Below are 15,259 nucleotides of genomic sequence, written 5' to 3'. Positions count from 1 at the left end.
TGCTAAACGCCCGCGACCAAACTTGCCATGCGGCGCGCCGCAAGGCGTCTCCTGGGAATAAGAATTATGTCTGCCTTCAAGTCCGATTTCCTGCGCACGATTTCCGAACGCGGCTTCATCCACCAGATCTCCGACGAGAGCGGGCTGGACGAACTCTTCCGCACGGAAAGTGTCAGCGCCTATATCGGCTTCGATGCGACCGCCAAGAGCCTGCATGCCGGTTCGCTGATCCAGATCATGATGCTGCACTGGATGCAGAAGACCGGCCACAAGCCTATCGCGCTGATGGGCGGCGGCACCTCGATGATCGGCGACCCTTCGTTCAAGGACGAGGCCCGCAAGCTGCTGACACCGCAGGATATCGAGAACAATCTCGTCGGCATCCGCGCCAACTTCGCGCCCTACCTCGACTTCAACGCGGGCGCGATGATGGTCAACAACGCGGACTGGCTGATGAGCATCAACTATGTCGAGTTCCTGCGCGACGTCGGCCGCCACTTCTCCGTCAACCGGATGCTGAGCTTCGATTCCGTGAAGCTGAGGCTCGACCGAGAGCAGTCGCTGTCGTTCCTCGAATTCAACTACATGATCCTGCAGGCCTACGATTTTGTCGAGCTGAACAAGCGTTTCGGCACGCGGCTGCAGATGGGCGGCTCAGACCAGTGGGGCAACATCGTCAACGGCATCGACCTCGGCCACCGCATGGACACGCCGCAGCTCTTCGCGCTGACCTCGCCGCTGCTGACGACATCGTCCGGTGCGAAGATGGGCAAGACCGCGAACGGAGCGGTGTGGCTCAGCGCGGAGATGATGAGCGTCTACGATTTCTGGCAATACTGGCGCAACACCGAGGACGCCGACGTGGAGCGCTTCCTCAAGCTCTACACCACCATGCCGCTAGATGAAGTTGCAAGGCTGGCAGCGCTCGGCGGCGCGGAGATCAACGAGGCGAAGAAGGTGCTCGCCACGGAAATTACCGCGATGCTGCACGGCCGCGCCGCTGCCGAGCAGGCTGCGGAGACTGCGCGCAAGACGTTCGAGGAAGGCGTCACGGCCGACACGCTGCCAACGGTTGCGATCGACGCCGCACAGCTGGACGCCGGCGTCGGCGTGCTCGCACTGTTCGTGAATGCCGGGCTTGCGGCATCCAACGGCGAAGCTCGGCGTCATGTGCAGGGCGGCGCCGTCCGGCTCAACGACCAGCCCGTTTCAGACGAACGCCGCCTCGTGACGAACGCGGACCTCAACGCGGACGGCGCGATAAAGCTGTCGCTCGGCAAGAAGAAGCACATCCTGGTGCGGCCGAGCTAACGGTATTCACCGGAACTCGAAGATCGAGCGGAAGATGCCGGGCGCAATCACCGACAGCGGATTGACCTGCACGGCGGGTGAGTCCGCGTCGCCAGCCAGCTTGAAGGTGACGCCGATCAGCCCACCGTCGCGTCCATTGCCGAGCAGCGCGCCGACGATCGGCAATTCGCCGAAAATGCGATTGAGGCCGTAGGCCGGCATAAAGGTGCCGGTCATGTCCATGTTGCCCTTCTGGTCGTAGAGCGTGCCCTGGAAGGACGCGCCGACAAGCTGGCCACGAAGCACACCGTCCGACAGGCGCAAGTAGCCGGTTCCTTTGTCGACCTTCGAATAAAGCCGCTCGAAATTCACGCGCGAGGTGTCGATGTCTCGCCGCACGGCCTGGTTCAGGCTGCGGTCTCCGCCCACCGGCGTCGTCGAGACTATGGAACTCAGTCGCGGCTCGTTGACCAGCACGAAGTCGCGCGCGTCCACCTGACCAGTCATCGGGCCGTCCACGCCGCCAGCAAGGGCAAGATCGATCTTGCCGCCCTGCATGTATTCATAAAGGTCAAGGAAGCGCAGCACCGCGCCCGCATCCGACGAACTGGCGCGCATGGTGCGGCCGCCATCAGCGATGCCGTTGCGCAATTGAACCTTGGCTCCTGAGGCGGACACGGCATCCACCTCCAGCTTGTCCACCCTGTCGCCTCGGCCGCGATACGAGAGCTTCACGTTGCCGAGCTTCTCGTCGTTGAACCCGGAGACGCTGTCGACATCGACGTTCAGCGTGACAGAGCCCACCGAGCTGCCATCGGAGGATTTGGTTGCCGTCGCGGAGTCAGAGGTGAACTGCTTGACTACCGAACGGGCGTCGAGCGACTTGCCCTTGACGTCAACCACGTAGCCCTTGCCCGATTGCTTGACTGAGACGGAGACATCGTCGTTGCGGTTCAGCTTGACGTTCGAGAACTGCGCCTCGCTGAGGCTGCCGGAGGCCAGCAGCACATTGCCGGCGATGCCAAACGTGTCGCCGCTGAGCTTGAAATCGGAGAGACGCGACTTGCCCTCGATATCCTCGAGCAGGAAGGAGACGTTGCCTCCGATACCCGGCCCCTTGCTCCAGCCCGCCCAAGGAATGTTGACCTGCGCGCCGGTGAGATCGGCGTTGATCCGTTTGACGCGATCGCCCGCGTCCACCTCCACCTTGACCGGCCCCTCGATCAGTCCAGAAAGACCGGGAACGACAAGCTCGCGGGCCTTGTCGTCCAGCGTGAGGGTGATGAGGCGCTTGCGCTCTGCGTCGCTGCCGCCCAGCGGCTCGACCGCCGCGATCTCGGCCGGGACTCCGTTGAGCTTTGCCTTCGCATCGATCACCGCCTGCGTCTTCTCGACTGATATCGAGCCGTTGGCCTCGGTGACAACCTGGCCATCAAAAGGCTTCGACATCGACAGGTTCTTGTAATCGAGCGTAACCAGCCAGTTGAGGCGAGCGGGGTCGATGCCCTTCTGCAAGGGGATATCGGCCTTGACGTGCCCGGTTACGTCGCCGCCGCTGAAATCATCCGGTACCAGCCCGGCATGGCGCATGGCGTTGATAGGTTCGTAGGATGCAAGCTCCGCGACGGCGGGCGCCTCGCCGGCCACATCGATGTCGAGCGCGCCGATGACCGGTGGGACGTTCGCCTTCCTGATGGCAAGATTGCCATTGCTCGCAGCAACCGTCCGGCCGCTGGGTAGGTAGACCGTACCGGACGACAGCGCGATGTCGATATCGGCGCCCCGGTAATCGACGACGCCCGTCGCGTCGCGGACCGGCGGGATCAGGCCGGCCGTATCGAAGCGCGTGCCTTCGACGCGGAAGCTACCGAACGACTCGTCGCCCGAAAGAGGAATGCCGTTGCCGAGGCGACCCGGCTCGAAACGCACTTGCAGCTGTCCGTCGGTGACCCGGCCGCCGAAGACGTTGCCGAGCACCCAGTTGCGGGCGGGACGCGCGGAGAACCACGGCCAAAGCTGCTTGAGCTGCGACACCGGCATGTCGTGGGCACTGAACGCAAGCGACAGGCCCGGCACCTTGCCCGGTACGAAACGCATCGAGGCGGTGCCCAGAACCTCGCCCGGGCCGTTGGCCTTCACCACAATCTCATCCGCCGAGAGCTGGCGCTGCTCGGGAAGATAGGCGCCGGTCAACTGCACGCCGGCATTGAGCGCCGGTTCGGGAGAACCGTCCGGGGCGATGCTGGCGCGCGAGCTCACGAGATTGAACCTGTAGCCCGGTTCGTCGTCCGCCTGTCCGGTTGCCGGCCGCGGACCGACAAGGCCGCGAAACTCGAACTGGGAACGCCCGACAGATGCGCTCAGGCGGCTGATTTCGAGACGATCCGTGCCGGCAACGAGCCGTCCCTCCAAGGCCACGTCACCAGAAACGGCGCCGCGAGGACCAAGGTCGACAGACCAGTCGGAAACCTTCAGCAACGCGTTCAGGCTGCCCTGCCCCGTCCCTTCCGTGCCGGTCAGGGCAAGGTCGACCGCGCCGATGCGGCTGCCAGTCTGCTCGGCCCCGTCGGGAGCCGGCGTGGTGGCGGTCAGTTCAACCGACAATATCCGCCCGGTGCTGTCGTCCCGCTCAGCCGCAAGGCCAAGTTCGACCGGCCGAGAGCCGATCTCGAGCTGCGAGGAGAAAGCGAGGCTGTCACCATCCGATTCCGCAAGCCTGGCCTCGACTACCTTCACGGCTGCGACGCTGCCGCCGGGCGGGAGAACCACTTCGACATTGTTCAGCGTAATGCGTCGCAGGGCTTTCGAACTTACGGCGTCGAGTGCCTTGTGCGTCGCCGCGAAAACAGCCTTTGCCACGAGGTCCGGAACGATCAGCCCGCGCTCATCGCGAAAGGCCCTGGTCCAGTCGGTCTGTGCACCGGTGCTCAGTTTGCTGGCGATGATGCTGGCGTCGGTCAGGCGCGCACTCGATATCTTCACATCACCCGAGAGCAGCGGAAGCAGGCGCACGCCGAAGCGGACCGAGCCGGCGCTTGCAATCTGCTCGCCGTCCGCCTCGCTCCTGAGATCGACGTCGCGCACTTCGATCGCCAGGAACCGCATGCCGTCGAGCGTGATGTAAGCCGGGCCCATCGTGACATCGACATCGACGCCGACGATCTCCTTCAGCGCAGCCTCCGCCGCCAGGCGGACACGCTCCGAGCCGAAACCCGACATGCCTAGAGCATAGAGCGCGGCAATGGCGGCAAGGACGAGAACGAACAGACTGCCGACGACGCCTGCAAAAACCTTCAGCGCACGGCCCGAACCCTTGCGACGCGGAGGCCTGGAATCGTCGGCGGCGGAAGGCAGGGTCGAGAGATCGGTGATCTCTTCACGCCGAAACCTGATCTTCTCGTGCCGTAGCTCGTGCTCCACCCGATCTTCCGTATCTCGCTCATGCGCCGTGGACGACTCCGGGCCCAGCCTATAACTGTGAAGTCTTTCTTGTAACCCGATCAAGGGCATGGCCATGGCCGAACTGGTAATTGGAGACGAAGCGCCGATTTTTTCTTTACCGGCCGATGGCGGCACGGTCGGGCTGGCAGAGCTTCGCGGCAAAATCGTGGTGCTGTTCTTCTATCCGAAGGACAACACGGAAGCGTGTACCGCCGAGGCTATCGATTTCACCCGACTGAAGGGCGCATTCGCAGAAGTAGGCGCGGTGGTGATCGGCATTTCGCCGGACAGCCTCAAGAAACATGCGAACTTCAAGAAAAAACATGGACTTGAGACGATTCTTGCCGCCGATGAATCAAGAGAGGCGATCGAGGCCTACGGGGTGTGGGCGGAGAAGATGATGTACGGCCGCAAGTACATGGGTGTCGTGCGAACGACTTTCCTCATCGACCGTGAAGGCAAGATCGCAACGATCTGGAGCAAGGTGAGCGTTCCCGGCCATGCGGAAGAGGTTCTGGAAGCGGCGCAGGCGCTTAAATGACGCGCGACAGCCCCGGATTTGCCGGCAGGCTCCAGTGCTAAGGGCTTTGTTAACCCTAACAATGTGTAATCAGCGCCATCGCAATTGTAGCGGCGTGGGCGCTAGTTCCAGTGAAAGAGGCAAGTCAGTCAACTGTCTTCGGCAAACGCAGGGAACCGCATACGGTCATCATCGCGCGTGGCGATGAGATCCGTCACTTCCAGGTGCGTCCCTGGGTGGCGGCGTTGGCTGGATCGGCGTTCGCTGCTCTGGCGATCGGCTATCTGCTAGCGACCTCCTATCTCGTGCTGCGCGACGATCTCATCGACGCGACCACAGCGCGGCAGGCGCGTCTCCAGCAGGCCTACGAAGATCGCATCTCGGCATTGCGCAGCCAGGTCGACCGCATCACAAGCAGGCAGATGCTCGACCAGCAATTGATGGAAGCCAAAGTCGGCGAGCTTCTGGAGCGGCAATCCCAGCTCACCCAGCGCCATGGCCGTATCGGCCCGATCCTCGATCGTGTTGGCGAGACGGCTACGGCCCTGCCCAGCGAAATTCCCCTGCCCTCCGACAAACCCGATCTACGCGCCTTCCTGACACCGGCGGGTGCGTCGGACGCGCAACACGCGGGACTGGCTGCCAAGCCTTTCTCCTTGTGGTCGACACGCAATTCCTCGGCGGAAGCGGAATCCAGCGCCGACCGCGCCGATCGCCTCTTCGTCGCGATCAACCAGTCGTTGCGTTCGATCGAAGACGAACAGCTCAGCCGGATCACTGCGGTTACCGAAGATGCCTACGAGACCGCTGACGCCATCGCGGGCGCGCTCCAGGACGCAGGGCTGGAAGTTGACGTCAACGCAGAAGCCGGCATCGGCGGTCCGCTGGTCGCTGTCGATACGCCCGCCCTCTTCGACACGAAAGTGAAGGAACTCGACGAAGCGCTCGATATGCTCGACCGCATGAAAACCGAGGTGCGGGGGCTGCCGATCGCCAATCCTTCGCCCGGCCATCTGGTGTCGAGCACCTTCGGTGTGCGGCGGGACCCGCTTCTCGGTACTCCGGCCATGCATTCCGGCATGGATTTTCGTGCACCAACGGGTTCGGACATCCATGTCACGGCTGCGGGTACGGTCGTCAGCGCGGGGTGGAACGGCGGCTATGGCCGCATGGTCGAAGTGCGGCACGCCGGCGGCTTCACCACGCGCTACGCGCATATGAGCAAGATCCTCGTCCGGGAAGGCCAGGAGCTTGCGCCCGGCGATATCGTCGGCAAGGTTGGCAGCAGCGGACGTTCAACCGGGCCGCACCTGCACTACGAAATCCATCGCGACGGAAAGGCCGTCAATCCGGTCCGCTTCCTCAAGGTCGGCAAGACAGTCAGCCAATATCTCTGACTGCGTCAGAGGCTTCCGCGCCTACATGTGGCGAACGCGCGGAAGAAACGCGACGATTGCGAGCGCGAACCAGGACGCGACCACCATGCCGACGAAAACGCCGACCCCCAATCCAACCGTAAACATTGCCCGCTCCCCAGCTAAGGCCTGACCAACAAGTCAGCGATTAGGACTCTTCCCTTGGGGATTGAAGGGCTTTCACGCAGGTCGTTAAAAGTTATCCACAATGTGACGCACGTCTAAATTGCACGTTTGTTCCGATGTTTTCAGCGATTTGCGCCCGAAACCCTCGCGCATTTGCGGACCTGGCAATCGCTCGTGTCAGCGGCTGGCACGCTACGCAACTGCGCTCTCTGCGCGGCAGAACTGCAGAAGGAACTGTCGCGGACGTAGCGGTCAAAGAGCTGAAGCGACGGGTTGTCGGGAGCAGGATAGCTTAGCAACGCGGCACCCTCGGACTGCAGTATTGCCTGGACCCTCGCACAACTCATGGACGAGGTCTGTTAGCGCGAGATGGCCAACGCCTCGCCGGCCGTTGTCAGCAGCAGCAATGGAAGCAGGATGGAGAGTCGCCGCATTCACATACTCGATGTTCGCAACCCACGGTTCTCAGACGTTAGCAGGGCGGCGCGGCATTGAGCATGACAATGCCGTGATGCAAAGCGCTCATCGGTAATCGAAGAATTCGATCTCCTTGCAACGATTGACCGGACAGGCCGAGAGGTCGGAGGTCGGGATGTAGGCGCGTTGGGTCGTCTCGTTCGGCTGGCAGAAATTCCGGTTGCGGACATAGCGGTCATAGCGGAGCGCGCCCGATTTCGATGTGTAGCGCATGATCGCCGCACCGTCGCGATTTATGGCCGCGGCGACGCCCGAGCATGTCATGGACGTCGATGTGTAGCGGTTGATCGCCTGCGCATCGGCGGGGAACAGTGCGAGGGGAACGACGAGTCCCCAAAGCGCGGTAAAGGCCAGTCCGATTTTTCTGGAAAGATGCATGCTGCTCTCCTGACACGCCAGACCGAAGTCGCTGGTATTCTATCCCAATTCGAGCGTCGTGACGCCAAACAATTCAGAGGCAAGCCGGATCGTGCCACCGCGATACATCCGGGTCGTTTCGAAGCCGGGAGTGAGGTTCGACGCGACGAGCAAGCTTGCGAACTCCGCCCGCGGCTGCGGAACGTCGATGAAGACATCTCCCGTTGCCTGCTCCGCCAGCGAGGCGAGCAAGGCGTTTGCCGTCGGCAGATCGATCGCGGACAGGCATCCGATCTTCGCGCCGACGCCGCATGTGCGCATTACGCCGTAGCCCGCCACGCGTCCCCCGGAAACGGCGACGCGGACGACGTGTGGGGGAGCCAGCCACCGTTGCAGAAACGCCACGCGAGGTTGCGGGAAGATCCTGCCATCGAAGGCGACCACATCGTCGAACAAGTCGGGCGTCAGGAGGGCAACAACGCCCGCGTCCCGCGTCGCGCCCTCGGGTGAATATCTGCCACCGAAACGGATGGTGCGGTAGGCTGGCACGAATCCCTTGGACCGGTAGTTTTCGAACTGTGTATCGACGCCGTCGAGACCGACGATCCTGCCAGAGAGCCGCGCCATGCCTGCCTCCCACACCGCCTTGCCATGGCCCTCGCCGCGATGGTCGGGACGGGAGATGTAAAGACCGACAAAGCCGTAGGAGACGCCATAGCGGATCGCGCAGATGCCTGCCAGCATCTCGCCATCCACGAAGGCGCCGAGGAAGCCTTGGGGATCGGCGGCGCGGAAGGCCGCTGCATCATGGAGGCCGGGATTCCAGCCCTCGCCGGCGGCCCAGTCCACCAGCGTCCCCACTTCTGCCATATGGAGCGCGCGAACGATGCGTGACGTTTGCACGAAGCCTTCTCCTGATCGACAGAGCTGGATGGACATTCAATCAGCCATCCGTGTTCACGATCAAGTGGAACCAGCGCCGATCCAATCTCGATGGCAGCGCAGCTATAGGTGGATTCGGTCGGAGTCATGAAGGAATTGGCCGGCCCGTTTGCGCGAAGATCAGGCTCGGTCATTTCGTTCCTGTAGCAGACGCGCTATGCCGGGCTCTTCGGTCATCCAGCCGGGCGCAAGCGCACGCAACAAGGCCCCAAGGATCGCCGCATCGTATGCTTGCATTGAAAGGCCGGTTCCAGAATGAGCATGATTGCCCCCCAGATATTTCCGGACGCGGGAGCGCTGGGCGCCGCGTTCGCGACCCGCCTGCTTGCGCAGATCGAAGAGGCGCGCGTCGCAGGACGCCGTTTCTTGCTCGGCTGTCCCGGCGGACGGTCGCCGCGGCCGGTATATCTTGCCATGGGGAAGCTGCTCGCCGAACGACCTCGCTCGCTCTCCCACGTCACCCTCGTGATGATGGACGACTATCTCGACAGCGGCGCGCAGGGTTTCGAGCACGTCCCGATCGAAAGCCATTTTTCGTGCCGACGGTTTGCGCGCGACGAGATTGTCGGCGTCCTGAATGTCGGATTGGCCAAAGCGGATCGGATTCCCTGGGATCAGGTCTGGTTTCCGGACCCCCGCAACCCGGAAGTCTATGACTCCCGCATCGAGGATGCCGGCGGCATCGACGTTTTCATCCTCGCCTCGGGCGCGAGTGACGGGCATATCGCATTCAACCCAGCCGGGAGCGCACGCGACAGCATAAGCCGAGTCGTCCCTTTGGCGGAGCAGACACGGCTCGACAATATGTCGACCTTCCCCGATTTCCGGACCATCGACGAGGTGCCGTCGTTCGGGGTGACCGTTGGCATTGACACAATCTACAGGCAATCGAAGGCCGCCGTGATGATCGTGTGGGGCGAAGGCAAACGGGAGGCCTTTTCGCGTCTCGCTGCGGCCAACGCCTATGAACCCGACTGGCCAGCCACAATCGTCTCGGAATGCCGCAACGGCGAGATCCTTGCGGATCGAGACGCGGCCGGCACGTGATACGCTGAAAAGCGGTTCCGATAACAAGCGATAAGGTCGAAAGAACTGGATCAATCCGTCATCGACGCGCCAAGCGAGGTGCTTGACTGCGGTTCCGAACCGACGGAACTATCCGCCCGCTCATCCGTTTCTTTCGTCCCTTATGTCGGAGAAAAAGCATGGCAAACGGTGAAGTGGCTGGCGACGACGAACTCGCGCGGGAAATCGCGCAGTTGAAAGCCGAGATAGGCAACCTGAAGGCTGCTCTGGCTGAACGCGCCGACGATATCGTGCAGGGTGCTTCGCGTGCGGCGGAGGTGGTGACCCAGCCGATACGGAACAATCCGGGTACCGCAGGAATGCTGTTTGGTGCCCTCGTCGGGCTGGCTGCAGGACTTGCCATCGGCCAGGCGATGCGTGACGAACCGCGCCACTGGTACGACAGATATCGTTAGCTTCTGAACCGAACCGCAGCGTCAGCCGCCGGAGATTTCGACGATCTCCACGCGGCGGTTTTGGGCGCGTCCTTCTTCGGTCCGGTTTGTGGTCACCGGCGCTACCATGCCGACGCCAGCAGGCGTGATGCGCGACGCGCCGATCTCGAAACCCGACACCAGCGCGTCGGCGATCGCCTGTGCGCGCTGCTGCGACAGCGTCATGTTGTATTCGAAGTCGCCCTGAGCGTCGGTGTGGCCAACCACAAGGATCGACAGGTCGGGCTGGGCTTTCAGCAACGCGGCCAACTGTGCGATTTGCGGCTGTGATTCCGGCAGAATCTCGGCCTTATCGAAATCGAAATAGATGCCGTAGATCGCAATCCGGCCGTCTCGCATCAGCGCCTGCTCTATCTCGCTCGCCGGGATCACGGCAACCTTCTCCACGGGAACGCTAACCTTGTCGGAAGGAGTGCCGGCGTCTTGAGCAGCTGGCGCGGGTGCGGCAGGCGCAGGCGCCTGTGCGGCAGGAGCAGGCGCTGGTTCGACAGGAACAGGCGCTGGTTCGACAGGAACAGGTGCTAGTTCGGCAGGAACAGGAACATCAGGGCTTGGAGCAATATTCACCGGGTCTGTCGAACCGTCGGCCGCTGCCGGAATCACCCCGGCCAGAGAAAACACCAGCAACGCCGTACGCAACGGACTCATCATTCAGGCTCCGCCCAAGATCGAAACGGGGCGCATCATAGTGACCGGAAATGGTGTCGCAACCGTCTCGTTCGGACGAAGCGCCGCAGCCGTGCCCGAACCGCGCAGACTTTACGTGTAGCGAATGGTCACGCGGACGTAGCGGCCATTGAAGGGCTGATAATAAAGGCTGCCGCACTTCCAGATGACGACTGTGCCACCTTGGTATTTGTACTCGTTCTTTATGCAGCCCTTGGGCAGCGTGTTGATGTAAATCGTGGTGCGCTGGATCACCATCGCCGCTTCAGCGCTGCCCATGATCGAGCTTGGTACGGACAGGCTGTTGTAGCCGCCCGCAACGGCAAGAGAGAACGTTGCTGCGGCAAGCGCGGCGCGGAATGGACCAGAAATCGACATCTTCAGACCTCCCTATCGTTGCGTAACTTTACCAAGATTTCGCCGGCTTGAGCAGTGGTAGTGCGGCAAAATGCATGCATTTTCACGGCATGTCGCTTTCACGGAGTCAACGATACAATGCCGGCGAAACTGCACGGGCATGTTTGAGGGAGGTCACCATGAAGTGGTTGGTTTCGTTCTTCGCCGCCGCGTTCATCATCTCGCCGGGAGTCGCCCTGGCTCAAACCGCTGCCGAGCGGCAGGCTTGTCAGGCTGATTTCGAAAAATACTGCCCCGGCGTTCAGCCGGGCGGCGGGCGCGTGATCAAGTGCCTGAGCGAACACCTCGACCATCTCACGCCACAGTGCAAGAGCGTCGTCGAGGCCAATATGCCCAAATAGGGCTCAGCCTTTCAGGGAAGAATCGATGAAAGCGCCGGCGGAGGCGATCGCCTTGCGGCCGGCGTCGAGCCGCTTCCACCAGAGCGGCCAGGCATGGATCATAAGCGGCCATATTTCGAGGGCTGCACGAATGTCGGCCCCGCCGAACCGCCCGGCAATCGCAACCGCGTCGTCCAGAAGGGTTTCCGCCGATCCGACCTGTACGAGGACCGGCGGCAGGCCGTGCAGGTCCGCGTGGAGCGGCGAGATCAAGGGGTTGCGACGGCTTTCCTGCCCGCAATAGGCACTCGCCAGTTCCTCGAGGTAAGCCCGGTGTATCAGCGGATCGACCGCATCCTTCTTCTCCATGCTCGCGCCGGTCATCTCGAGGTCCACCCAGGGCGAGAGGAGCCATGCGCAGGCAGGCAGCGGCCGCCCGGCATTGCGCAGGCTGACCAGTGTCGCAAGGGTAAGCCCTCCACCGGCACTGTCGCCGCCTATGGCGATCCGGCGGGGATCATAGCCCTGCGCGAGCAGATACTCGTAGGCCGCGACCGCATCCTGCAGCGCCGCAGGAAAGGGATGTTCCGGCGCGAGCCGGTAGGCCAGCGCAAGGGTGCGGATCTTCGCTGTCCGGCCGGTTTCGGCGACCATGCCGCGATGGCTGCGGATCGAGCCCGAGCAATATCCGCCGCCATGGAAATAGAGCAGGACGCTGTCGCTGGCGCTGCCTAGGGCCAGCGACCACTCGGCGTCGCAGTCTCCTATCCGCAACGAGGTGAAATCGACATCGGCGGGGATGCCGTCGACCGAGGCAACGCTGTCGATCCGCTCACGTCGCTCAGCCCAGCCGACTGGCCTTGGCAGCGATTTCAGCAAGTCCCTGACGTCGTCGATATCCTGCCTGCCCATCGGAAATTCGCCTTCGCCAGCCCGTTAGGCACCGAACATAGCCCATCCGTCCCGATGTGGCAGCAGGAACCACGCGGATAGCCTGGCTCATACGTCGGATTTCACTGGACGGCTCCGGCCGAATTTGCATGATCCGCGCAAACGGCGAATAAGTCGGACAAAATTGAGGAACGCCCATGAAGACCAAGCATTGGGATCGCATCGGAAACGGCGGTCTGACCTTCACCGAACTCGGGTTCGGGACCGCGCCGCTTGGCAATCTCTACCGGGCGCTTTCCGACGAGGATGCCCAGGCGACGCTCGATGCTGCCTGGAACGCAGGCGTCCGCTACTACGATACCGCACCGCTCTATGGTCTTGGCCTGTCCGAAACGCGCCTGAACCAGTTCCTCCGCGGCAAGAAGCGCGACGAGTATGTCCTCTCGACCAAGGCCGGGCGAGTCCTCAAGGTGTGCCCGCCGGACCAGCGCACCGGCATCGGCAAATTCTTCAACACGCCGTCGCGCCAGGAGGTCTTCGACTACAGCTATGACGGGGTGATGCGGTCCTTTGAGGCGTCGTTCGAGCGGCTAGGCGTCGACAGCATCGACATCCTGCTTGCCCACGATGTCGACATTTTCACGCATGGCTCCAAGGAAGCGTCGGACGCGCGCGTCGACGAGTTCATGAAGTCCGGCTACTACGCCATGCTGTCGCTGCGCGACCAGAAGGTCATCAAGGCCTTCGGCAGCGGCATCAACGAATGGCAGGTCGCACAGACGCTGGCCGAGCGCGGCGACTTCGACCTGTTCCTGCTGGCCGGACGCTACACGCTGCTCGAACAGGAGGCGCTCACATCCTTCCTGCCGCTTTGCGAGAAGCGCGGCATCGGCATCATCCTCGGCGGGCCCTACAATTCCGGCATCCTAGCGACCGGCCCGAAACCCGGCGCCTTCTACAATTACGAACAAGCCCCACAGGATATACTTGACCGTGTTGCCAGGATCGAGGCCGTCTGCAAAAGGCATGGCGTGGCGTTGATCGAGGCGGCCTTGCAGTTCCCCTCGCTTCATCCCGCCGTCGTCTCGCTGATTCCCGGCGGGCAGAGGCCGTCGGAGGTCGAGGCCAACCGCAAGATACTTGACGCCAAGATCCCTGCCGACCTCTGGGCCGACCTCAAGGCCGAGGGCTTGATGCGCGCAGACGCCCCTACCACCTAAGCAGAAGAATTCGCCGTTCTGCGCCGAAAGCTAATGGTAGCGCTGCCAGCGGTGCTGCTGTAAATGGTCTGATCGAATTTGGAAACGTTCCGAAAATGCTAGACAAACCAGCAAGGACTCTTCGCCTGAGCGCCGAGGACAATGTCGTCGTCGCCACCGAAAAGGCCGAGCCAGGCGCGACAGTCGCGCCGGGCGTAATCGCCCGCCAGCGCATCCCCTTCGGCCACAAGGTCGCCATCGTGCCGATCGAGCAGGGGCAGCCGGTCCGCAAATTCGGCCAGATCATCGGCTTCGCCAGCAAGCCCATCGCGCCCGGCGACTGGGTCCACGAGCACAATTGCGACATGGGACCTGAGCACGGCGCCTTCGAGCGCGATTACCAGATCGCACAGGGAGCCCGGCCGGAAAACATCCTGCCCATCGAGGAACAGGCGACGTTCCAGGGTTTCCGCCGCGCCAATGGCAAGGCCGGTACGCGCAATTATGTCGGCATCCTGACCAGCGTAAACTGCTCGACGACGGTTGCCGGCTTCATCGCCAAGGAGATCGAGCGTTCCGGCATCCTCGACGATTATCCCAACATCGACGGCATCGTCGCGCTCAAGCAGGCCAATGGCTGTGTCATTGACTATCGCGGCGTCATCTTCGACACGCTGAAGAAGACGACGTGGGGCTATGCGACGAATCCGAACATGGGCGGCGTTGTGATGGTCGGCCTCGGCTGCGAAGGCTTCCAGATCCCGCGCTTCAAGGATGCCTACGGCGTACAGGAAAGCGAGACCTTCCGCACCATGACCATCCAGGAGGTCGGCGGGACGCGAAAGACCGTCGACGCCGGCGTAGAAGCCGTCAGGGCGATGCTGCCCACGGTGAATGCCGCAAAGCGCGAGACGCTGCCCGCTTCCGAACTGATCCTGGCGCTGCAATGCGGCGGCTCGGACGGTTATTCCGGCATCACCGCCAACCCGGCGCTGGGCATCGCAGCCGACATCCTCGTGCGCAACGGCGGCACCGCGATCCTCTCCGAAACGCCGGAAATCTATGGCGCCGAGCATCTGCTGACCCGCCGCGCCAAGAACAAGGAGGTGGGCGAGAAGCTCATCGAGATCATCCACTGGTGGGAGGACTATGCCGCCCGCAACAAGATGGAAATGAACAACAACCCCTCGCCCGGCAACAAGCTCGGCGGACTGACGACAATTCTCGAAAAGTCGCTTGGCGCGGCCGCCAAGGGTGGATCGACTACGATGAACGCCGTCTACCACTATGCCGATCCGGTGACCGAGAAGGGCTTCGTGTTCATGGACACGCCCGGTTACGATCCCGTCGCGGCTACGGGACAGGTGGCGGGCGGCGCGAACATTCTCGCCTTCACCACCGGCCGCGGCTCGGCCTACGGGTGCAAGCCGACGCCTTCGATCAAGCTCGCGACCAACACACCGATGTACGAGCGCATGGTCGACGACATGGACATCAATTGCGGCGACGTGCTGGACGGCGTGACCTTGCAGGAAAAGGGCGAGCAGATCTTCAACGAGATCCTCGCCGTTGCGTCCGGCAAGAAGAGCAAGTCGGAGCAACTCGGCTACGGCGACAACGAGTTCGTTCCCTGGCAGATCGGCGCGACGATGTAGGCCGCGACCGCGTCAGGCCGTGC

14 protein-coding genes are annotated in these 15,259 nt (G+C 62.6%); 8 read left to right on the top strand and 6 right to left on the bottom strand.

The features are described from left to right. The first annotated feature begins 66 nt into the window (after nt 1–66). Entirely contained in the window at nt 67–1,311 is a 1,245-nt protein-coding gene (tyrS, locus tag ABMA32_RS17465; protein ID WP_349015087.1) for a tyrosine--tRNA ligase, read from the top strand. A 6-nt stretch (nt 1,312–1,317) separates the two neighbouring features. Here tyrS and ABMA32_RS17460 read toward each other — a convergent pair whose 3' ends face one another. Next, nucleotides 1,318–4,710, bottom strand: a complete 3,393-nt coding sequence (locus ABMA32_RS17460) for an AsmA-like C-terminal region-containing protein (protein WP_349015086.1) — start codon at nt 4,708–4,710, stop codon at nt 1,318–1,320. A gap of 94 nt (nt 4,711–4,804) precedes the next feature. Here ABMA32_RS17460 and ABMA32_RS17455 point away from each other — a divergent pair, with 94 nt between their 5' ends. Then, on the top strand, nt 4,805–5,272 hold the full coding sequence (locus ABMA32_RS17455; protein WP_349015085.1) for a peroxiredoxin: 468 nt from the start codon (nt 4,805–4,807) through the stop codon (nt 5,270–5,272). Between the two features lie 110 nt (nt 5,273–5,382). Next, the gene (locus tag ABMA32_RS17450) at nt 5,383–6,648 is read left to right on the top strand and encodes a M23 family metallopeptidase (protein WP_349015084.1); all 1,266 of its coding nucleotides are present in this window, start codon (nt 5,383–5,385) and stop codon (nt 6,646–6,648) included. Between the two features lie 666 nt (nt 6,649–7,314). On the opposite strand, the gene ABMA32_RS17445 is transcribed toward ABMA32_RS17450, so the two are convergent. Together ABMA32_RS17445 and ABMA32_RS17440 are read right to left on the bottom strand one after the other, a co-directional pair. Further along, on the bottom strand, nt 7,315–7,647 hold the full coding sequence (locus ABMA32_RS17445; protein ID WP_349015083.1) for a hypothetical protein: 333 nt from the start codon (nt 7,645–7,647) through the stop codon (nt 7,315–7,317). Nucleotides 7,648–7,686: 39 nt separating this feature from the next. After that, nucleotides 7,687–8,529 carry a GNAT family N-acetyltransferase gene (locus ABMA32_RS17440; protein ID WP_349015082.1) on the bottom strand — a complete coding sequence of 281 codons (843 nt, stop codon included), beginning with the start codon at nt 8,527–8,529 and terminating at the stop codon, nt 7,687–7,689. Between the two features lie 294 nt (nt 8,530–8,823). Here ABMA32_RS17440 and ABMA32_RS17435 point away from each other — a divergent pair, with 294 nt between their 5' ends. Further along, nucleotides 8,824–9,615, top strand: coding sequence for a 6-phosphogluconolactonase (locus ABMA32_RS17435; protein WP_349015081.1), 792 nt, complete (start codon nt 8,824–8,826; stop codon nt 9,613–9,615). A gap of 158 nt (nt 9,616–9,773) precedes the next feature. Beyond that, nucleotides 9,774–10,049: a hypothetical protein gene (locus ABMA32_RS17430; protein ID WP_349015080.1), complete on the top strand. Its 276-nt coding sequence runs from the start codon at nt 9,774–9,776 to the stop codon at nt 10,047–10,049. A 21-nt stretch (nt 10,050–10,070) separates the two neighbouring features. Here ABMA32_RS17430 and ABMA32_RS17425 read toward each other — a convergent pair whose 3' ends face one another. Beyond that, entirely contained in the window at nt 10,071–10,739 is a 669-nt protein-coding gene (locus ABMA32_RS17425; protein WP_349015079.1) for an OmpA family protein, read from the bottom strand. 108 nt (nt 10,740–10,847) lie between these two features. Continuing rightward, a complete protein-coding gene (locus tag ABMA32_RS17420; RefSeq protein WP_349015078.1) occupies nt 10,848–11,132 on the bottom strand; it encodes a hypothetical protein in 285 nt (94 codons plus the stop codon). Nucleotides 11,133–11,290: 158 nt separating this feature from the next. Here ABMA32_RS17420 and ABMA32_RS17415 point away from each other — a divergent pair, with 158 nt between their 5' ends. Then, on the top strand, nt 11,291–11,512 hold the full coding sequence (locus ABMA32_RS17415) for a cysteine rich repeat-containing protein (RefSeq protein WP_349015077.1): 222 nt from the start codon (nt 11,291–11,293) through the stop codon (nt 11,510–11,512). Nucleotides 11,513–11,515: 3 nt separating this feature from the next. On the opposite strand, the gene ABMA32_RS17410 is transcribed toward ABMA32_RS17415, so the two are convergent. Next, on the bottom strand, nt 11,516–12,403 hold the full coding sequence (locus ABMA32_RS17410) for an alpha/beta hydrolase (protein WP_349015076.1): 888 nt from the start codon (nt 12,401–12,403) through the stop codon (nt 11,516–11,518). A gap of 176 nt (nt 12,404–12,579) precedes the next feature. Here ABMA32_RS17410 and ABMA32_RS17405 point away from each other — a divergent pair, with 176 nt between their 5' ends. Both ABMA32_RS17405 and ABMA32_RS17400 read left to right on the top strand, forming a co-directional pair. Next, entirely contained in the window at nt 12,580–13,602 is a 1,023-nt protein-coding gene (locus ABMA32_RS17405) for an aldo/keto reductase (protein ID WP_349015075.1), read from the top strand. 95 nt (nt 13,603–13,697) lie between these two features. After that, on the top strand, nt 13,698–15,236 hold the full coding sequence (locus ABMA32_RS17400; protein WP_349015074.1) for a UxaA family hydrolase: 1,539 nt from the start codon (nt 13,698–13,700) through the stop codon (nt 15,234–15,236). Nucleotides 15,237–15,259: the final 23 nt, after the last annotated feature.

It is taken from the genome of Mesorhizobium quangtriensis (genome assembly GCF_040081925.1).
Lineage (GTDB): Bacteria > Pseudomonadota > Alphaproteobacteria > Rhizobiales > Rhizobiaceae > Mesorhizobium_K > Mesorhizobium_K quangtriensis.
Note: the sequence above shows the minus strand (reverse complement) of the source record. Positions and strands in the feature narration are given on the sequence as shown.